The sequence below is a fragment of the Enterococcus innesii genome (assembly GCF_022846515.1).
Classification (GTDB): Bacteria; Bacillota; Bacilli; order Lactobacillales; family Enterococcaceae; genus Enterococcus_D; species Enterococcus_D innesii.
On record NZ_AP025635.1, the window covers coordinates 3,371,665 to 3,392,244 of the forward strand.

18 protein-coding genes and 1 riboswitch are annotated in these 20,580 nt (G+C 44.3%); of the genes, 15 read left to right on the top strand and 3 right to left on the bottom strand.

Features of this window, described 5'->3' with window-relative positions:
• Positions 1–198: 198 nt before the first annotated feature.
• Genes purE through purB form a run of 3 tightly spaced genes read left to right on the top strand, consistent with a single transcriptional unit; the run spans position 199 to position 3,110 of the window.
• Positions 199–687, top strand: coding sequence for a 5-(carboxyamino)imidazole ribonucleotide mutase (gene purE, locus ENLAB_RS15750; RefSeq protein WP_081118533.1), 489 nt, complete (start codon positions 199–201; stop codon positions 685–687).
• A complete protein-coding gene (gene purK / locus ENLAB_RS15755) occupies positions 680–1,798 on the top strand; it encodes a 5-(carboxyamino)imidazole ribonucleotide synthase (protein ID WP_216682734.1) in 1,119 nt (372 codons plus the stop codon). Before purE ends, purK begins: the two co-directional genes overlap by 8 nt.
• Before the next feature lie 13 nt (positions 1,799–1,811).
• Positions 1,812–3,110 carry an adenylosuccinate lyase gene (purB, locus tag ENLAB_RS15760; RefSeq protein ID WP_008381467.1) on the top strand — a complete coding sequence of 433 codons (1,299 nt, stop codon included), beginning with the start codon at positions 1,812–1,814 and terminating at the stop codon, positions 3,108–3,110.
• 48 nt (positions 3,111–3,158) lie between these two features.
• Here the strand turns inward: purB and pbp4 are convergent, their stop codons facing one another.
• The 3 genes from pbp4 to ENLAB_RS15775 all read right to left on the bottom strand — a co-directional run bounded on the left by pbp4 (position 3,159) and on the right by ENLAB_RS15775 (position 6,350).
• Positions 3,159–5,207: a penicillin-binding protein PBP4(5) gene (pbp4, locus tag ENLAB_RS15765; RefSeq protein ID WP_244351949.1), complete on the bottom strand. Its 2,049-nt coding sequence runs from the start codon at positions 5,205–5,207 to the stop codon at positions 3,159–3,161.
• Between the two features lies 1 nt (position 5,208).
• The gene (locus ENLAB_RS15770) at positions 5,209–5,814 is read right to left on the bottom strand and encodes a DUF1054 domain-containing protein (protein WP_244351951.1); all 606 of its coding nucleotides are present in this window, start codon (positions 5,812–5,814) and stop codon (positions 5,209–5,211) included.
• Positions 5,815–5,915: 101 nt separating this feature from the next.
• On the bottom strand, positions 5,916–6,350 hold the full coding sequence (locus ENLAB_RS15775) for a hypothetical protein (protein ID WP_081118538.1): 435 nt from the start codon (positions 6,348–6,350) through the stop codon (positions 5,916–5,918).
• A gap of 215 nt (positions 6,351–6,565) precedes the next feature.
• On the opposite strand from ENLAB_RS15775, the gene purC reads away from it, so the two are divergent.
• The 12 genes from purC (at position 6,566) to wecB (ending at position 19,927) form a co-directional block, all read left to right on the top strand.
• On the top strand, positions 6,566–7,291 hold the full coding sequence (gene purC / locus ENLAB_RS15780; protein WP_244351953.1) for a phosphoribosylaminoimidazolesuccinocarboxamide synthase: 726 nt from the start codon (positions 6,566–6,568) through the stop codon (positions 7,289–7,291).
• On the top strand, positions 7,282–7,554 hold the full coding sequence (gene purS, locus ENLAB_RS15785; protein ID WP_010749587.1) for a phosphoribosylformylglycinamidine synthase subunit PurS: 273 nt from the start codon (positions 7,282–7,284) through the stop codon (positions 7,552–7,554). Before purC ends, purS begins: the two co-directional genes overlap by 10 nt.
• Complete coding sequence (purQ, locus tag ENLAB_RS15790) at positions 7,551–8,228, top strand: phosphoribosylformylglycinamidine synthase subunit PurQ (protein WP_244351955.1); 678 nt, start codon at positions 7,551–7,553, stop codon at positions 8,226–8,228. Before purS ends, purQ begins: the two co-directional genes overlap by 4 nt.
• On the top strand, positions 8,221–10,449 hold the full coding sequence (purL, locus tag ENLAB_RS15795) for a phosphoribosylformylglycinamidine synthase subunit PurL (RefSeq protein ID WP_244351956.1): 2,229 nt from the start codon (positions 8,221–8,223) through the stop codon (positions 10,447–10,449). Before purQ ends, purL begins: the two co-directional genes overlap by 8 nt.
• Complete coding sequence (gene purF, locus ENLAB_RS15800; RefSeq protein ID WP_010749590.1) at positions 10,434–11,858, top strand: amidophosphoribosyltransferase; 1,425 nt, start codon at positions 10,434–10,436, stop codon at positions 11,856–11,858. The genes purL and purF overlap by 16 nt, the downstream gene beginning before the upstream one ends.
• Before the next feature lie 115 nt (positions 11,859–11,973).
• Positions 11,974–13,020 (top strand): phosphoribosylformylglycinamidine cyclo-ligase, encoded by a 1,047-nt coding sequence (purM, locus tag ENLAB_RS15805; protein WP_244351957.1) that lies wholly within the window; start codon positions 11,974–11,976, stop codon positions 13,018–13,020.
• A complete protein-coding gene (gene purN, locus ENLAB_RS15810) occupies positions 13,017–13,601 on the top strand; it encodes a phosphoribosylglycinamide formyltransferase (RefSeq protein ID WP_194195435.1) in 585 nt (194 codons plus the stop codon). The genes purM and purN overlap by 4 nt, the downstream gene beginning before the upstream one ends.
• Positions 13,594–15,129 (top strand): bifunctional phosphoribosylaminoimidazolecarboxamide formyltransferase/IMP cyclohydrolase, encoded by a 1,536-nt coding sequence (gene purH, locus ENLAB_RS15815; protein WP_223080104.1) that lies wholly within the window; start codon positions 13,594–13,596, stop codon positions 15,127–15,129. The genes purN and purH overlap by 8 nt, the downstream gene beginning before the upstream one ends.
• 16 nt (positions 15,130–15,145) lie before the next feature.
• Entirely contained in the window at positions 15,146–16,432 is a 1,287-nt protein-coding gene (purD, locus tag ENLAB_RS15820; RefSeq protein ID WP_244351958.1) for a phosphoribosylamine--glycine ligase, read from the top strand.
• A 170-nt stretch (positions 16,433–16,602) separates the two neighbouring features.
• Complete coding sequence (locus tag ENLAB_RS15825; RefSeq protein WP_016611032.1) at positions 16,603–17,517, top strand: aldo/keto reductase; 915 nt, start codon at positions 16,603–16,605, stop codon at positions 17,515–17,517.
• A 210-nt stretch (positions 17,518–17,727) separates the two neighbouring features.
• Positions 17,728–18,705 (top strand): GMP reductase, encoded by a 978-nt coding sequence (gene guaC, locus ENLAB_RS15830; RefSeq protein ID WP_005230038.1) that lies wholly within the window; start codon positions 17,728–17,730, stop codon positions 18,703–18,705.
• A gap of 121 nt (positions 18,706–18,826) precedes the next feature.
• Positions 18,827–19,927, top strand: a complete 1,101-nt coding sequence (gene wecB / locus ENLAB_RS15835) for a non-hydrolyzing UDP-N-acetylglucosamine 2-epimerase (protein ID WP_244351959.1) — start codon at positions 18,827–18,829, stop codon at positions 19,925–19,927.
• A 389-nt stretch (positions 19,928–20,316) separates the two neighbouring features.
• A riboswitch (M-box (ykoK) riboswitch) is annotated at positions 20,317–20,488 on the top strand.
• The last annotated feature ends 92 nt before the right edge of the window (positions 20,489–20,580 follow it).

The following is a 20,580-nucleotide window of genomic DNA, read 5'->3' on the forward strand; positions in this document are numbered from 1 at the left end:
GATAGTTCGAAAATATTTTGACAATGCACGGGCTACTCGTTACTATTTAGAGGTGAAAGTGATTGTTAGCAGAGCCGTGTGGCTTCGGGATATCTCAGACGCAGCGACAAAAGGTTGCTAACAAAAGGATTTTCGTAAAATATACTTCTGAGGTTTATTCAGAAGAAAATAGTAAAAAATCGTTGGAGGGAAAATCGAATGAAACCAGCAGTTGCAGTGATTATGGGAAGTCAATCAGATTGGGAAACAATGAAGGAGTGCTGCTTGATTTTAGATGAGTTAGCGATACCTTATCAGAAAAAAGTCGTTTCGGCACATCGTACACCAGATTTGATGTTCGAATTTGCAGAAACAGCCCGTGCAGAAGGAATCAAAGTGATTGTTGCAGGAGCAGGGGGAGCAGCCCATTTGCCGGGAATGGTGGCAGCTAAAACAACATTGCCGGTCATTGGTGTACCCGTGCAATCCCGCGCGTTAAATGGTTTGGATTCCCTTTTATCGATCGTGCAAATGCCAGGTGGTGTACCAGTAGCAACAACGGCGATCGGAAAAGCTGGCGCAACTAACGCAGGACTACTTGCAGCCCAGATGCTTTCCATGTATGATTTAGAGATAGCGGAGAAATTAGACGCACGAAGAAATACATTAAAAGAAATCGTATTGGAAAGTAGTGATCAACTTGATTAAACCTTTAATGCCCAACGCAACGATCGGAATCGTTGGCGGAGGACAGCTAGGTCGTATGATGGCAATGAGTGCCAAAGAAATGGGCTTTCGGGTTGGCGTTTTAGACCCTACTGCCAATTGTCCAACAGCCCAAGTCGCTGATTGGCATATTGTTGCTGCTTATGATGATGTGTTTGCTTTAGAAGAAATGGCTCGGCGTGCCGATGTAATCACCTATGAATTCGAAAATGTCAGCGTTGAAGCATTGAACTCTATTTTGCCTTATTCCCATATCCCTCAAGGCACCGATCTGTTAGCAATCACCCAAGATCGTTTATTAGAGAAGTCCTTTTTAGAGGCAAACAATATCGTGATTGCACCTTATGCCACCATCATCAGCCCGACAGACATCCAAGATGCCATCGACAGCATTGGTTACCCTTGTGTATTAAAAACCACCAGAGGCGGCTATGACGGAAAAGGACAGCACGTGCTTTACAGTACGGCTGATTTGGCGCCTTCCATGAATTTGCTTCGCGAAGGAACTTGCGAATTAGAAGCATGGATTCCTTTTGAAAAAGAATTATCGATTTTAGTTGCCGGCAATGGAGAAACCTTTACCACTTTCCCAGTGGTAGAAAACATCCATCGCAACAATATTTTGCATCAAACGATCGCTCCTGCGCACATTGATCCAGAAGTCGCGGAAGAAGCCAAACGGATCGCTCATATTATTGCGAAGGCATTGGATCTGCAAGGCGTTTTAGCCATCGAGATGTTCCTGACCAAAAGCGGCGGCTTGTATGTCAATGAATTGGCGCCACGCCCGCACAATTCGGGTCATTATTCGATCGAAGCTTGTTCTATGAGTCAGTTTGACGCTCATATCCGCGGCATCTGTGGCTGGCCGTTGCCGGAAGTCTCTTTGCTGTCACCAGCAGTCATGGTCAATGTCTTAGGCGATGAATTGACAGAAACCTATGAGTTGATTGCCACAAAACCAGCTTGGCAATTTCATTACTATGGCAAAGAAGAAGCAAAAACCGGTCGCAAAATGGGACATATCACTATTTTGACGGAAGACATTGCAGAAACCACTGAAGAAATCTATCAAACCAATATTTGGGATTAAAGGAGATAAAAACATGTTAGAGCGTTATACAAGACCAGAAATGGGTGCTATTTGGACCGATCAAAATCGCTACCAAGCGTGGCTAGAAGTCGAGATTTTAGCTGACGAAGCTTGGGCGGAATTAGGAGAGATACCGAAAGAGGATGTTGCATTGATTCGTGAAAAAGCATCCTTTGATATCGACCGTATCTTAGAGATCGAAGCGCAAACGCGACATGATGTGGTTGCTTTTACCCGAGCAGTCTCTGAATCTTTGGGGGATGAAAGTAAGTGGGTCCACTACGGCTTGACGTCGACGGATGTTGTTGATACGGCGTATGGCTACTTGATGAAACAAGCCAACGATTTGATTCGGGAAGATTTGAACCGTTTCGTGACGATCATTGGTGAAAAAGCCAAAGAATACAAGCATACCGTGATGATGGGACGTACCCATGGTGTTCATGCGGAACCAACGACCTTCGGCTTGAAATTAGCCTTGTGGTATTCAGAAATGAAACGCAATGTCGAACGTTTTGAGCGGGCTGCAAAAGGGGTCGAAGCGGGCAAGATCAGTGGTGCCGTTGGAACTTTTGCAAATATCCCTCCGTTTGTCGAAGAGTATGTCTGTGAAAAACTAGGGATTCGTGCGCAAGATATTTCCACGCAAGTATTGCCTCGTGACCTACATGCAGAATATTTCTCAGCAATGGCATTGATCGCAACCAGCATTGAGAAATTTGCCACCGAGATCCGTGGACTACAAAAATCAGAAACGAGGGAAGTCGAAGAATTCTTCGCCAAAGGACAAAAAGGTTCTTCTGCCATGCCCCATAAGCGTAACCCAATCGGTTCTGAAAATATGGCCGGACTTGCAAGAGTCGTTCGCGGTCATATGGTGACGGCTTATGAAAATGTCTCCCTTTGGCATGAACGAGATATCTCACATTCATCGGCAGAACGGATCATTATTCCGGATACGACGATTTTGATCGATTACATGCTGAATCGCTTTGGCAATATCGTCAAAAATCTGACCGTTTTCCCAGAGAATATGAAGCGCAATATGAATGCGACCTTTGGATTGATCTACAGCCAACGGGTGATGTTGAAATTGATCGATCACGGAATGACCAGAGAGCAAGCCTATGACTTGGTTCAGCCAAAAACAGCGCAAGCTTGGGATGAGCAAACGGATTTCCGTCCATTGTTAGAAGCAGATCCAGCGATCACGGATGTTTTGACCAAAGCCGACTTGGACGATGCGTTTGATTACAACCATCATTTAAAACAAGTTGACACGATTTTTGAACGTGTCGGTTTAGCCGAATAAAAAAAGCCGCAACCTTGAGACGTCCGTCTTAAGGTTGCGGCTTTTTTTTTAATAATGTTCAGCTAAATAGGTCAATAGATCAGGGGCTAAACCAGTTGCTGATTGGTTATCCTGGCGATCTTCTAACATGGAAACCATCAGAAATCCTTGATCTTGCGAATCGAAGGCGAATAAGAAGCTGTTTTCTTGGCCTTTTTCATCTTGCTTTTCTTTGATTTCAGCAGTTCCTGTTTTGGCAGCTAGTGGAATGTTCAGCGCTGCCAAAGAGTGTGCCGTTCCGTTGGCATCTGAGACAACCGCCGTTAAATCTTGATTGATTTGCTCAATCGTCTCTGCTTTAAAGACTTCTTTGTCCTTTTGTTCTGTCTCTTTCAATAAACGAGGATAAACCAGTTTTCCTTGATTGGCAAAGACCGAATAAGCAGCAGCTTGCTGAATGGGATTCAGTAACAGTTCTCCTTGTCCATAGCCGGTATCTGCCAGTAAAATCTCTGAGTTGAAGGAGTCTTCATTGGAAATTTGAGCAGGATTCATCGCAATCGGTAAATCCAACGTTTCACCAAAAATCAATTTCGACAAACCGTTACGAAAAGCATCTTCACCCATAGCTAAGGTTTGTTGTGCCATATAGATGTTATCAGAGTAAACCAGTGCATCTTTTAGATTGACAGAAGCTACGTCGCTGACTCTGGTGACAAAATAGTCCCCCCACGAGCTGTCTTTTTGCCATTTCAATCCATCGATCGCAATACTTTGGGTAGGGGCGATCGTACCATTTTCTAAGCCAATCGCTGCCGTGATGGTCTTAAAGGTCGAACCTGGCGCATAGGCCGTAGCAAAGCGGCTGATGAAAGGCAAGTCTTCGTTTTGTTCATACGCATCGTAGTCTTCTTGGGAGATCCCTTGGGTCATTTTATTGGGATCATAACTCGGTGAGCTGGCTAATACCAGCAGATCACCGGTTTTTGGTTCTGTGACGACCGTGGACCCCGCCTGATTTTGTAAGGCGTCAAAAGCTGTCTTTTGGGCTTGTGCGTCAATGGTCAGTTGGATATCTTTACCATCTGCCCGTTCTTTTTCTAAAAGAACCGATTTTTCAGCACCGTCTTCATCTGTGATGGCGATTTTTCCGCCATTTTCGCCCCGCAACTCTTTGTCAAAGGCAGCTTCCAGACCACTACGACCAATTTGACCGTTGCTTGCTAGCGTTTCATCCTTTTCGATATCTTCTGCAGTCACGTTCCCTAGATAACCAATCAACTGGGCAGCGGCTTCTCCAAGAGGATAAGTCCGTCCCGTCGTTTCTTTTAAACTTGTTCCAGTTGGCATTTCATCGGTTGGTTCGATAATCTTTAAGGGAACGAACAACTCATCTTGGACCCACGATTGCGCCAATGCTTGATCGATCGCATCTTCTGTTAGGTCAAAACGTTCCGCGATTGCTTTGATATTGGCGGTTTTTTCGTCTCCCGTACCCAGCTGCCCCGGAATGACGCCTAGTTGATAGAGCGTGCCATTTTCTGCTAGCGGTTCATTATTTCGGTCGAGGATTTCTCCGCGTGTGGCATTATCTACCGAGATACTGATTTTGTCTTGGCCTTCCATTCCCGGAAAAATCAATTGAGGCGACCAATCGATCTTGGCTTGATCATCATTCAGAGTAATCGTGCCACTATAAGACAGCTCTGTTAATTCACCTAACGAGGTGGTTAAGGAACCGTTGTATTGGAAATTGAATTGATCGGAATCCTTATCATCGGGCGTTACCTCAATTCCTGAAGCTTTAAATGATTCGGCACCGATACCAGTGAAAATCGCTTCGTATTTTGCTGAGACTTCGTCTGCGGTAAAGCCGTTTGATTCCAAACTTTCTTCGGTCAGTAAAGCAGATAGATCGCTGTACTTCTGATCAGATATAGCATCGATAAAGGAATTGAGGACTTTTTTTGCTGCTGCTTCTTCTTGTCGATTTTGATAGACTGTATAGCCATAATAACCGCCACCAAGTACTAATAAGGCGGCAGGGAGTGCCAGCCAGACGAAACGCTTAGGTTTTTTCGCTGGTTTTTCGTTGCGAGAGCGCCGGTTTTCTGACATATTATTGTTCCTCCTTTAGTGCCGACAAACGGGCGTGATAAAGCGGCAACAGCGTTTGATAAACTGCTAAAATATCCGCCATATCAACGTCTTCGATCATTTCTTTTGGAAAGATCTTACCAATCTGAAGTTCACTTTTTTTGACTTTCTGTAATCGTTCTAAGTAGGTTGGCCACATAGCGATAGGGAAGTGATTGTATTTGGTATGATCAGGAGATAGCGTAAAGTCTGCTGGCAATTGATCAAATAACTCTTTTTGAGCCAGCCAAGATTCCGCGATCGTTGCTTGATTTTTCGGTTGATCGATCACACTGAGCCAAACAAAGACATACGCTTGATTGATCCCAATTTGAAAGTGGGCATCCATTTTATAACCACGCTTGTTAGGGCCGATCCCCGCCCACGTTTCGGCAGGAGGGTAGACGGTTCTACGCCGATGCTGAGCAATATGCAAATAAAAAGGTTCGTGACAGCTTTCTTCAAATAATGGGATCGCTGCCTCGCCGATGGTTTGGAAAATTGGCTGGATCTCTGAACGGATTTTTTCCATTCTTTCTTCTAATGTTTCTAAAGCAAAAACATCAAATGACTGTTTTGTAAATAGCATAATCGTGTCCTTTCTTTTGTCTGAAAACAGTATAACAAAAAAAGCCCGTAAAATTTCGGGCTTTTGTTTTTTTTATCTTTTTTTTATTTAGTGATCACTAGCTAATTCGCAGCGGGACTTAAGTTAAAGGTAGGGGCTAGGCTTTGTTCCTTCAAAAGATGCAGAAGATCATCCAAGAAAGAAAAATCCATTTCTTCTAAGTTAAAATAAATACGGAAAGAATACGTATGTTTAAATAAGCTTTGACGATGAATCTGGTGAATGATCAATTCGTCATTGCGGCCATTTTGAAATTGTAAGACTCTTTTTTGTTCTTCCGCATAGTGAGGACGTGCCCCTTTTTTGAAGGGACTGAATACATAGAAACTTGTTTGTTGGTTGATGGAAAGGATTTGCTGCACGGCCAATAATTCGTTATGGAGCTGTTGTTTTTCTTTGTCTGATAAATGAGCTAAAAAAAGTTCAGCACGATTCTTTAGCGACCACATATAGTACTCCTCCTTGAATGTAGCTACAATACGACCTAAATATAGCATGAAAAAAGAATATTGTAAACGCTTTATAAAATCCTTCGCCAGTCAAACGGGAGAGGTAAACTTGTTTGATGGGATAAAAAAACGAACATTCGTGTTTATTAATGTATAAATGTACAGATAATCGTTGACCCGCTTTTTCAGCGTTGTTAGAATAATAAGCAAATAAAGATGTGTGTCATCGCTATGTGAAAAATAATACTTAACTGAGGTGGAATATGGAATCAGAAGTGCTTCTTTATGAAGGAAAAGCCAAGAAATTGTTTAAAACCAACGAAGAAGATGTGTTGAGAGTCCTTTATCTGGACCAAGCAACTGCGCTGAACGGTTTAAAGAAAGATGCCGTTGTAGGAAAGGGTGCCTTGAACAATCAGATCACTGCGCATCTTTTTCAGCGCTTAGCGGATAAAAATGTGCCAAGTCACTTTCTTCGATTAGTGTCTAAACACGAACAATTAATTCGAGCTGTCACCATGATTCCTTTAGAAGTCGTTGTTCGCAATACGGCTGCTGGTAGTTTTTCAAAGCGCTTGGGCATCGAAGAAGGAACCAAACTGCCAAAGCCGATCGTGGAGTTTTACTACAAAGAGGATCGCTTAGATGATCCGTTTATTAATGATGATCATGTGTTCTATCTGGGTCTTGCCACAAAAGAGGAACTGGACCAGATCAAAAAACTGGCGCTACAAGTCAACGCTGCGTTACTGGAAATCTTTGCAAGTATCAACATTCGCTTGATCGATTTTAAAATCGAGATCGGCAAAACCAAGAAGGGCGAGTTGCTCCTGGCTGATGAGATTTCACCAGATACTTGCCGCTTATGGGATATGGGTACAAATGAACATCTTGATAAAGATGTCTATCGTCGTGATTTAGGGGACATCGTTCCTGTTTATGAAGAAGTTTTAAATCGTTTAGAAAAGGAGAATTCAACATGTATTTAGTCAAAGTTTACGTCACTTATAAGGAATCTGTTTTGGACCCTCAAGGAGAAGCCGTCAAAGGAGCTGTTCATCGCTTAGGGTATCAAGATGTCAGTGATATTCGCATCGGGAAGTACTTTGAAATCAAAGTGACACCTTCCAACAATCAAACACAAGCAGCAGTAGCAGAGGAGATTGAAGCGATCTGTGACAAACTTTTAGCAAACGTCAATATGGAAACCTACCGTTATGAAATGGTTCAAATGGAGGAAGCAGCCCTATGAAATTTGCAGTGATCGTCTTTCCTGGATCAAATTGTGATGTTGATTTGATGTGGGCAATCAAAGATATCATGGGTGCAGAAGCAGAATATGTGCGCCATGATGCAGAAAGCTTAGCCGGTTTTGACGGTGTTTTGCTCCCAGGAGGATTTTCCTATGGTGACTATTTGAGATGCGGTGCAATTGCTCGTTTTTCAGCGATCATGTCAGAAGTCATTCGTTTAGCAAATGAAGGCAAACCTGTCTTTGGTACCTGCAATGGGTTCCAAATTTTAACGGAAGCGGGCTTGTTACCGGGAGTTTTACAAAGAAATGAATCATTGCATTTTATTTGCAAGCCGGTCCGTCTGCGAGTGAATAATCAAACAGCTTTTACTTCTGAATATGAAACGGATCAAGTCATTACGCTTCCTGTCGCTCATGGTGAGGGCAATTATTATTGTGATGAAACGACTTATCAGGAATTGGTTGCCAACAATCAAATCGTTTTCCGTTATGAAGATAACGTCAACGGCAGTCTACACAATATCGCTGGTATCTGCAACAAAGCAGGCAATGTTCTAGGCATGATGCCTCATCCAGAACGAGCGATGGAAAGTTTATTAGGCTCAGAAGATGGCAAGAAGTTTTTTGCTTCATTATTGAAAAATTTTGGGAAGGTGCCGGTAAATGGATAAAATGATCGTAAAAGAACCTACACCACAAGAAATCAAAGACACGAAATTATACGAGCAATGGGGATTGACCCAAGAAGAGTATCGGATGATCTCAGAAGATATTTTGGGACGTTTACCAAACTATACCGAAACTGGACTGTTTTCAGTGATGTGGAGTGAACATTGTTCTTACAAAAATTCCAAACCTGTTTTGCGGAAATTCCCGACAGAAGGGCCGCAAGTGCTGCAAGGACCAGGAGAAGGTGCGGGTATCGTGGATATCGGCGATGATCTAGCCGTCGTTTTCAAAGCGGAAAGCCATAATCATCCTTCTGCGGTGGAACCTTATGAAGGAGCAGCAACTGGTGTTGGTGGGATCATCCGCGACATCTTCAGTATGGGAGCAAGACCAATCGCTGTTTTAGACTCCTTACGATTTGGTGAGTTAGACAATCCAAGAACGAAATATCTTTTGGAAGAAGTCGTTGCTGGGATCAGTGGCTATGGCAACTGTATCGGGATTCCGACCGTCGGTGGTGAAGTGGCATTTGATCCTTGTTATGAAGGCAATCCATTAGTCAATGCCATGTGTGTAGGGATCATTGCCCACAAGGATATTCAAAAAGGGCAAGCCAAAGGTGTTGGGAACACCATCATGTATGTCGGCGCAAAAACAGGACGCGACGGGATACATGGGGCGACTTTTGCATCGGAAGAATTTGTCGAAGGAGAAGAACAACAACGTTCCGCCGTACAAGTCGGTGATCCTTTTATGGAAAAACTCTTGTTGGAAGCTTGTTTGGAATTGATCGTGGATCATTCGGACATTTTAGTCGGGATTCAAGATATGGGCGCTGCTGGATTGGTTTCTTCGAGTGCCGAGATGGCATCAAAAGCCGGATCAGGTTTGCGCTTAACGTTAGATGATGTCCCACAGCGAGAAACCAATATGACGCCTTATGAAATGATGTTGTCAGAATCCCAAGAGCGGATGCTGATCTGTGTCAAAAAAGGGCATGAAGCTGAAGTGGAAGCCCTCTTTAAGAAATACGATCTAGAAGCAGTCGTGATTGGTGAAGTGACGGATGATGGCAACTATCGTTTGTTCCATCATGGACAGGAAGTCGCTAATTTACCAGTGGATGCTTTAGCTGAAGATGCACCGACTTACTACAAAGAGATGGCAGAACCAGCACGGATCAAAGTGTTTAAGGAAACACCGGACTTTGTTCCAGTGATTCATTCAGCAACGTCTGTATTTGCGGATTTGCTGCAGCAGCCGACGATCGCTTCGAAACGCTCGATTTTTGAAACCTACGATTCGCAAGTTCGTACCAATACCGTGGTAGGCCCCGGCAGTGGTGCCGCTGTTTTACGAATCAAGGGAACCAATAAAGCCTTGGCGATGACGACTGACTGTAATGCTCGTTACCTCTACTTAGATCCAGAAGTCGGCGGACAGATCGCAGTTGCAGAAGCAGCTCGAAATATCGTCGCTTCCGGTGGGCGTCCATTGGCGATCACTGACTGCCTTAACTTCGGCTCGCCAGATAAACCAGAAGGATTCTGGGAGTTATCTACGGCTGCTGACGGGATCTCAGAAGCTTGTCGTGTGTTAGAGACGCCAGTCATTTCTGGGAACGTCTCGTTATACAACGAAACCGACGGACAATCGGTCTATCCAACACCTGTTATTGGGATGGTCGGATTGATTGAAGAGCTGGCGCATATCACGACGCAGCATTTCCAAGCAGCAGGGGATGTGATCTATGTCCTAGGGGAAACCCATGCTGATTTCAATGGGTCTGAATTGCAAAAACTGCAGACAGGAAAAATCGCTGGGCGTTTAATGTCCTTTGACCTTGAAACAGAAAAAATGAACCAACAATTGGTTACCGCAGCGATCCAAGCAGGTCTTGTTCAAAGTGCCCACGACTGTGCCGAAGGTGGTTTAGCGATCGCTTTAGCCGAATCCGCCTTTGACAAGGGCTTTGGTCTAAATGTGACCGTATCATTGCCAGCAGCACAATTGTTTTCAGAAACCCAATCCCGTTTTGTGCTTTCAGTCGCACCTGATAAGCAAGCGGCTTTTGAAGCGCTGGTAGGCGCTGCGGCAACAGCGATCGGCGAAGTGACTGCTGATGGCCAGATTCGCATGCAGGCACAAGATGATGCGATCGAGATGCCCCTTGCTGAGGCGAAATTGAAATGGGAGGAAGCCATTCCATGTTTAATGAAGTAAAGAGCCTCAACGAGGAATGTGGGGTCTTTGGTGTTTGGGGTCATCCAGATGCCGCTCGTGTCACCTACTTCGGACTACACAGTTTGCAGCATCGCGGTCAAGAAGGTGCAGGGATCGTCACGAATGATGCTGGGAAACTCAATGGCCACCGTGATTTAGGGTTGCTAGCGGAAGTGTTTTCGGATGAACGTGTCCTCCAGCGTCTGACAGGAGATGCTGCCATTGGTCACGTTCGCTACGCAACTGCTGGTAATGGTAGCGTTGATAATATTCAACCATTTTTATTCAAATTTTTTGATCAGCAGATTGGCTTAGCTCATAACGGCAACTTGACGAATGCGAAAAGTCTACGGAAATCCTTAGAAAAGGCTGGTGCGATTTTCCACTCGAATTCCGATACAGAGATTCTCATGCACTTGATCCGCCGCAGTGAAGAACCGCTTTTTATGGATCGGGTCAAGGAGGCATTAAATCAAGTTAAAGGCGGATTTGCGTACCTTTTACTGACCGAAAATGCCATGATCGCAGCACTAGACCCCAATGGCTTTCGACCATTGTCAATCGGGAAAATGGTCAATGGTGCCTATGTGGTAGCTTCAGAAACCTGTGCGTTGGAAGTCATCGGTGCGGAATTTATTCGTGATGTCCGACCGGGCGAAGTCGTGATCATTGATGATGCAGGCATTCAAATCGAGCAGTATACCCAAGAAGTACAGCCGGCGATTTGCTCGATGGAGTTTATTTATTTTGCCCGTCCTGATTCCAATATCGCTGGCGTCAATGTCCATCGTGCCCGTAAAAATATGGGCCGTCGCTTAGCACAAGAGGCGCCGATCGAAGCGGATATGGTCATTGGTGTACCGAATTCATCTTTATCTGCTGCCAGCGGCTATGCCGAAGCTTCAGGTATTCCTTATGAATTGGGCTTAGTAAAAAATCAATACATTGCACGAACGTTTATTCAACCGACGCAGGAGTTAAGGGAACAAGGCGTGCGGATGAAGCTCTCAGCTGTTCGTGGCGTAGTCGAAGGCAAACGAGTGATTCTAGTCGACGATTCGATCGTCCGAGGAACCACCAGCCGCCGTATCGTGCAGCTGCTAAAAGAGGCAGGTGCCAAAGAAGTTCATGTGCGTATCGGTTCGCCGCCTTTGCGCTATCCATGTTTTTACGGGATCGACATTCAAACGAGAAAAGAATTGATCGCAGCCAAATACACAGAAGCTGAGATTTGTGAAAAAATCGAAGCAGATTCTTTGGCCTTTTTAAGTGAAGACGGGTTGATCGAAGCGATCGGTTTAGATTTTGACGCACCTTACTCAGGCTTGTGTATGGCCTATTTCAATGGCGATTATCCAACCCCTTTGTATGATTATGAAGAAAACTATCTCGCGTCTTTAGCTGAATAAAAAGTAGGCAAGAATGGTTTTTCAAGCGAAGCGTTGAAGGACTGATGGTTTGCTTACGTTAACGACGAGTGAGCTGAATGAAGAAAAGCGGATGAATGATTGAGGAGGAACGAACGTGGCAAATGCATATGCAAAAGCCGGTGTCGATGTCGAAGCCGGTTATGAAGTAGTCGAACGGATCAAAAAGCATGTGAAACGAACAGAACGACTAGGCGTGATGGGGGCAATCGGGGGCTTTGGTGGCTGTTTTGACTTATCATCGTACCAATTAAAAGAACCGGTACTTGTTTCTGGGACTGATGGTGTAGGAACCAAGCTTTTGTTGGCGATCCAACAAGAACAGCACGCAACGATCGGCATTGATTGCGTCGCGATGTGCGTGAATGATATCGTCGCTCAAGGGGCAGAACCTATCTACTTCCTTGACTATGTTGCAGTTGGTAAAAACGATCCGGCAAAGATCGAACAAATCATTGCTGGTGTCGCAAAGGGCTGTGTGCAAGCGGGGGCTGCCCTGATTGGTGGGGAAACCGCTGAGATGCCGGGGATGTATCAGCCAGAAGAATATGATCTTGCTGGCTTTGCCGTAGGGATCGTCGAAAAAAGTCGCTTGATCACTGGAGAAACCATCAAAGAAGGCGATGAGCTGATTGGTTTGCCTTCTTCAGGCATTCATTCCAATGGGTACTCTTTAGTCAGAAAAATCTTTTTTGAACAGCATGGCTATACAGGAGCAGAAACGTTTGCGGAACTTGGCAACCAAAAACTTGCAGAAAGTTTATTGACGCCAACGAGAATTTACGTTGATGCATTGAAGCCTTTATTGACAGAAGGATTGCTCGCTGGAATTTCTCATATCACTGGTGGCGGCTTTGTTGAAAATATCCCACGGATGCTGCCTGAAGGTCTGGCGGCAGAAATCGCCTTAGGCACTTGGCCGCAGTTGCCGATATTTGATCTGATCGCTGCTCATGGTGCGATTCCTCACCAAGAAATGTTCGAGATTTTCAATATGGGGATCGGTATGGTCTTAGCCGTTGCGCCAGAAAATGTTGCGGCAGTAATGGCGCTTCTATCCGCCAATGAAGAATCAGCGTATCGGATCGGGAAAGTGACGAAACGTGACAACGAAGCTGTCTGCTTCAAAGAGGCAGTCCGATGAGGATCGCCGTCTTTGCTTCTGGAACGGGCAGCAATTTTACCGCGATCGCCGATGCGATCCAAGCAAATAAAATCAAAGGAGCGCAGATCGGGTTGGTCTTTTCCGATAAACCTGCAGCGCCAGTAATAGAAAAAGCCCGCACGAGAGACTATGAAACGCTTGTCTTGGAGCCAGCGGCATTTGCGTCAAAAGCAGCCTTTGAAAGTAAATTGATCGAAGAATTGCAGGATCATGCCATCGATTTTATTGTTTTAGCAGGGTACATGCGGATCATCGGCAACACCTTATTATCCGCTTATGAAGGACGAGTCATCAATATCCATCCCTCCTTGTTGCCAAGCTTCCCAGGTAAGTCTGGGATTGCCGATGCCTTCGCTTATGGCGTGAAAGTGACGGGGGTGACGGTTCATTATGTCGATGCTGGCATTGACACAGGGCCAATCATTGCCCAAGAAATCGTTCGGATCGACACCGACGATACATTAACAAGTGTGACAGAGAAAATTCATCAAGTGGAACACCAAATCTATCCAGCTGTTTTAGCTGAAATTGTGGAAAAGGGGCTATCAAATCGTGAATAAACGTGCATTAATCAGTGTGTCTGACAAAGAAGGACTGGTACCATTTGTCCAAGAATTGACCAATTTAGGATTTGAGATCATTTCAACTGGCGGGACCAAAACCGTCTTAGAGAAAGCAGGGCTTCAACCGATCGGCATCGAAGCGATCACAGAATTTCCTGAAATGATGGACGGTAGGGTCAAGACGCTACATCCGCGGGTGCATGGGGGTCTGTTAGGGCGACGTGATCTGCCTTCTCATCTGGAGGCAATGGCTGAGCACGGTATTTTACCAATCGACCTCGTTGTCGTCAATCTTTATCCATTTAAAGAAACGATCAGTAAGCCTGACGTCACAGAAGCCGACGCAATCGAAAATATCGACATCGGCGGACCAAGCATGCTGCGTTCTGCGGCGAAAAACCATGCCTCAGTAACTGTTGTCGTTGATCCCAAGGATTACGACTGGGTTTTAGCTGAGCTGAAGGAAGGCAATACGACGTTGGCATCAAGAAAGAAATTAGCTGCCAAAGTCTTCCGCCATACCGCAGCCTACGATGCCTTGATTGGTGAATACTTGACCAAAGCGGTGGCTGAAACAGAAACGGAGACCTTGACGAAAACCTATGTTTTGAAACAAACATTGCGTTATGGTGAAAATAGCCATCAGAAAGCTTCCTTCTATCAAGACGCACTACCCGTGCCATATTCGATTGCCAGCGCAAAACAAATCCACGGCAAAGAATTGTCTTACAACAACATTAAAGATGCTGATGCTGCCTTGCGGATCGCAGAAGAATTTACAGAGCCAACTGCGGTAGCCCTCAAGCACATGAATCCATGTGGGATCGGAAGTGGAGAAACGATTGCTGAAGCTTTCCAAGAAGCTTACGAAGCAGACCCAGTGTCGATTTTTGGCGGGATCATCGTCTTGAATCGTCCAGTTGATGTGGCAACTGCGGAGCAACTGCAGCGGATTTTTCTTGAGATCATCATTGCACCTGCATTTGAAGAAGAAGCACTAGAAATCTTAACGAAGAAAAAAAATCTGCGCCTGCTGGTTGTTGATTTCGAAAAAGCAGCCAAACAGCCAGAAGTTGTCTCTGTCCTTGGGGGCTTATTGGTGCAAGAACCAGATGATCAAATAGAAACACCAGAAGATTGGACCGTGGTGACCAAAAGAAAGCCGACACCAGAAGAAATCGCAGCTTTGGCATTTGCTTGGAAAGCGGTGAAACACGTGAAGTCTAATGCTATCGTTTTAGCCAATCAACAGCAAACCGTTGGGATCGGCGCTGGTCAAATGAACCGCGTGGGTTCAGTGAAAATCGCTGTGGAACAAGCCCGTGAAAACAATAAATTGGCTGGTTCAGTGCTGGCAAGCGACGCCTTTTTCCCAATGGATGACAGTGTTGAATATGCAGCGAAACAAGGAATCAAAGCGATTATTCAACCTGGTGGCAGTATCAAAGATCAAGAGTCGATCGACATGGCAGATAAATACGGTGTGGCGATGGTCTTTACTGGTGTTCGTCATTTTAAACACTAAGAAATAGGAGAAGACGATGAAAATACTTGTTATTGGTAGTGGCGGTAGAGAACATGCCGTCGCAAAAAAGTTTCTGCAGGATCCTCAAGTGGAAACAGTCTTTTGTGCGAAGGGCAATCCCGGTATGCGAAAAGACGGGATCAAGACAGTCGCAATTGAAGAGTCCGATCATGAAAGCCTGATTGATTTTGCTCAAGAGCAGGAGGTTGATTGGACCTTCGTTGGTCCGGAAGTTCCGTTACTAAATGGCATCGTAGATGATTTTCAGGCGGCGGGCTTGGCAATTTTTGGCCCCAATCGACAAGCAGCGATGATCGAAGGATCAAAAGAGTTTGCCAAAGAATTGATGCGGGACAATCAGATTCCGACAGCAGATTACCAAAGTTTTACAGATAGTGCGCAAGCAAAAGCATATATCCAGCTTAAAGGTGCACCAATCGTTATCAAAGCGGATGGCTTAGCTGCGGGCAAAGGCGTAGTCGTCGCTGAAACCGTTGATGAGGCGAATGCGGCTGTCGAAGCGATGCTAGAGCAAAATGCTTTCGGTGAAAGTGGTGCAAAAGTGGTGATCGAAGAGTTTTTGGCTGGCGAAGAGTTTTCGCTCTTGGCGTTTGTTAAGGACGAAGCCGTCTATCCAATGGTCATTGCTCAAGACCATAAACGTGCCTTTGATGGCGATTTAGGGCCGAATACAGGAGGTATGGGGGCATACACACCGGTACCGCAGATTCCGCAAGAAATGGTCGATCAAGCAGTAGCAGAAGTTTTACTTCCTGCAGCAAAAGGGATGATTCGTAATAAGACACCGTTTACGGGGATTCTCTATGCAGGTCTGATTGCTACCAATGATGGACCGAAAGTCATCGAATTCAATGCGCGTTTCGGCGATCCAGAAACACAAGTCGTGTTAAGTCGTTTAGATAGCAGTTTAGCCCAGATCATTGATGATCTATTGCAGGGTCGAGTGCCCGCGATCCGATGGAATCAATCGGCTTCGATCGGTGTCGTGATTGCATCGCAAGGATATCCGGGCAAGTATCAGCAAGGAATGCCTGTCCCAAGCCCTCAAGGAGAAGGGATTCAATTCTTTTATGCAGGAGTTGAGGAAGCTACCGACCAAGATGGTTTGACGGCAGCTGGTGGGCGCGTTTTTCTTGTAGAAGCGTCAGCTGAGGATTTAGCTACTGCGCAAAAGAACGTCTATGAAGCAATCAGCAAGTTGTCTTTATCTGGCTTGTATTATCGAAACGATATCGGCGATAAAGCCTTGCAATATAGCAACTCATCAAAGGCGATGAAGTAAAGAACGTTTCTATGCGTAAGGAAAATTGAAAGTAAAAGAGGACTGCCAGTAGAACCGATCGGTTGTGCTGGTGGTTTTCGTTTTATGGGAGGTTTTTTTTGACGTTGGTATAGCGTTTTCATCTTGTTGTGCTAAAATAGGAGTGTAGTTTAAATAAGGAGGAACTTTACGTGAAAAAAATTAAATTCGGTCCCACTGATTTAGAAGTATCTAGTGTGATTTTAGGCTTGATGCGAATCAACAATGCCAAAGATCCTGTGAAGGTCTTGACGACTGCGATTGAAAATGACATTACCTTTTTTGACCATGCCGATATTTATGGTCGCGGTGAATGTGAAACGATTTTTGCGGAAGCATTAGCAAAAACGGATGCCAAAAGAGAAGAGTTGTTTATTCAATCAAAATGTGGCATCGTTCCAGGTGAAATGTTTGATTTTTCGAAAGAGCATATCATTTCTTCCGTGGAAGGTAGCTTACAGCGTTTGAAAACCGATCATTTGGATGCGTTATTATTGCACCGTCCTGACACTTTGTTTGAACCAGAAGAAGTGGCAGCTGCCTTTGACCAATTAGAAAAAGACGGTAAAGTGAAATACTTCGGTGTCAGCAATCAAAAACCTGGTCAAATCGAATTGTTGAAAAAATATGTTTCTCAACCTTTAGTAGCGAATCAGCTGCAATTCGGGATCATGCATACGGGAATGATCGACCAAGGAATTCATGTCAACATGACGGATGCTGGTAGTGTCGATCATGATGGAGAAATTCTTGAATATTCTCGCTTGCATGAGATGACGATCCAAGCTTGGTCTCCGTATCAGTATGGTTTCTTCGAAGGGGTCTTTATCGGTAACGAGAAATTCCCCGAGTTGAACGAAAAATTGACTGAACTAGCGGACAAGTATCAAACGACACCAACAGGTATTGCTTCTGCTTGGATCTTACGTCACCCTGCAAACATGCAAGTGATTGCTGGAACGATGACCCCGCATCGGATCGAAGAAATCGCACAAGCATCTTCGATCGTATTGACTCGCCATGAATGGTATGAGGTGTATAAAGCAGCAGGGAACATCTTGCCGTAATTTATTAGTAAATCCCGTTTTTTTCAGTACTTATAAGGATGAATGTTCGTAAAAGACGAACATTCATCCTTTTTTTTCAAAAAGTATTTCTAAAAAGCTTGTATTTCACTTCTAGGTGGTTTAAATTGTTGTGGGCGTTAAAAATAGGCGGATGCCATTTGATGCTTGCTTCACTCTTAGTAAGATTTGGAGGATATTTTTATGTTTGACATGAAAGTTTTTGATTACGAAGATATACAACTGATTCCTAACAAGTGTATCGTGAACAGCCGTTCAGAATGTGATACCACGGTGACATTAGGCGGGCACTCGTTTAAAATGCCTGTTGTTCCTGCAAATATGCAAACAATTATTGATGATTCAATCGCAGAATTTTTAGCTGAAAATGGCTATTTTTATATTATGCACCGCTTTGATGAAGAAGCACGGATTCCATTTATCAAAAAAATGAAAAGCCGCGGCTTGATTGCTTCTATCAGTGTGGGTGTCAAAGAAAATGAATATGCCTTTGTGGAAGAACTAGCTGACAAAGAGCTTGTTCCTGATTTTATTACGATCGATATTGCTCATGGCCACTCAAACGCCGTGATCAATATGATTCAACACATCAAGAAGCATTTACCAGCAACGTTTGTGATCGCTGGAAATGTTGGAACGCCAGAAGCAGTTCGTGAATTGGAAAACGCTGGCGCAGATGCAACGAAAGTCGGCATTGGACCTGGGAAAGTTTGTATCACAAAAATCAAAACTGGTTTCGGAACTGGCGGATGGCAATTGGCAGCACTACGCTGGTGTGCCAAAGCTGCTCGCAAACCAATCATTGCAGATGGCGGCATTCGAACACACGGCGATATCGCTAAATCTGTCCGCTTTGGTGCAACCATGGTCATGATCGGTTCATTGTTTGCTGGGCATGAAGAATCACCAGGGGAAACCAAGGTAGAAAATGGCGTTGTGATGAAAGAATACTTTGGTTCTGCATCGGAATTTCAAAAAGGTGAAAAGAAAAACGTAGAAGGAAAGAAAATTTGGATTCAATACAAAGGTTCTTTAAAAGATACGTTGGTTGAAATGCAGCAAGACTTGCAGTCATCGATCTCTTATGCAGGTGGAAAAGATTTAGAATCGATTCGTAAAGTGGATTACGTAATCGTGAAAAATTCGATTTTCAATGGAGATACTATTTAAGCTGGATACGGAAGAAACGGCCTTTTAGCGGTCGTTTCTTTTTTTGTTGGAACAACCATTTTGTTTTTCTGTTTTCTTCGTTATAATAGAAGCAATGAGAAGTAGAGGAGCGGGTGACCAAATGACAATCAAAGTGATGTCTGTGTTCGGTACCAGACCGGAAGCCATCAAAATGGCGCCACTAGTAAAGGAATTGGAAAACGACCCGCGTTTTGAATCGATCGTTGTGGTGACGGCGCAGCATCGAGAAATGTTGGATCAAGTTTTAAAGGTTTTTGAAATCATACCAGATTATGATCTGGATATTATGACTTTAGGGCAAACTTTGACAGGAATCACCACCAAAGTTTTGCTGGATCTGGAACCAATATTGCAAAAAGAAACCCCTGATATCGTACTCGTTCACGGGGATACAACCACAGCATACGCCGCCGCGACGGCTGCCTTCTATCAGCAGATTCCTGTGGGGCATGTGGAAGCCGGTTTGCGTACATGGAACAAAAAATCTCCTTATCCGGAGGAAGCCAATCGTCAGCTGATCGATGTTTTAGCCGATTTTTATTTTGCGCCAACTGCCCAAAGTAAAGAAAATTTATTAGCGGAAAATCGTAATAAAGATGCAATTTTTGTAACGGGGAATACCGCCATTGATGCGATGCGTTATACGATCTCGGAGGACTATCAGCATCCAGAACTTTCTGCAGCAGATCAAACCATAATTCTTCTGACAATGCACCGTCGCGAAAACTTAGGTGTTCCGATGCAGCAAGTCTTCCGCGCTTTAGCGAAAATCGCTAAGGAGAAACCAACCATCAAAGTGGTTTTTCCTATGCACAAGAATCCTCAAGTGCGAGGGATTGCTCAGGAGATTCTTGGAGAACTAGCAAATGTTACGTTGATTGAGCCTTTAGACGTCATTGATTTTCACAATGTTGCCAATCAAAGTACCTTGATTTTAACGGATTCTGGCGGTGTCCAAGAAGAAGCACCGTCGTTAGGCGTTCCTGTTTTGGTCCTGAGAGATACAACAGAGCGTCCGGAAGGAATTGCTGCAGGTACGTTAAAACTGATCGGTACGTCTGAAGCTGCAGTTTATCAAGAAACGAAGCGACTACTAGAGGATCCAGAAGCTTACAATGCCATGGCACATGCAGAAAATCCCTATGGCGATGGGAAAGCAAGCCAGCGAATCCTGCAGATTTTAGTTGAACATTTTTCGTGAGAGTTAGAAAGAACAATCTCTCAGTATGAAAAACAATAGATGATTAGACAGCTATTTGATAAATGGCTGTCTATTTTTTTGTGCAAGTTTAAGGAATGTACTGTATCATCTTTTTCAATTTCTCGTTTAAGGGGATAGACGAACGGCTTGTTGTGCTATGGCTTTTGTTAGGAGAAACTTTCTATCTATTCATGAAAAAAGTTTTATCACGTATAAAATCACAACGGTTCTTTAACGTTGTTATTTTATTGTAAGACCTTTCATTTAAAAACGAACGAAAATCTAAGAAAAAAGGGTGCTTTTTTCCATTGTTGCGGTTGACATTGGCTAGGATAGCAGTTATTATGTGGGTAGTTGGAAGGAAGACTTCCGGCGAACTGACATTTTATACAAATAATTGTTAGGTGAGGCTCCTATATGGACACAAGCTGCTGCCGCAAAAGTATCGAGAGATACTTAGTTGGTAGGACAGGTCTAATCGTGAAGGTTAAACCCAAAGTAGCTGATAGCAGATTTGCTATCTACGCCCTATAGTGCTAAAGCTCTACAATGATCATGAGTTTTTTACGCATGCTTATTGGGAGCGTGTGTTTTTTTGTGTCTTTTACGCGCGTTCCACAGTGACTTACCTAATAAAAAGAAAGGAAGATTCA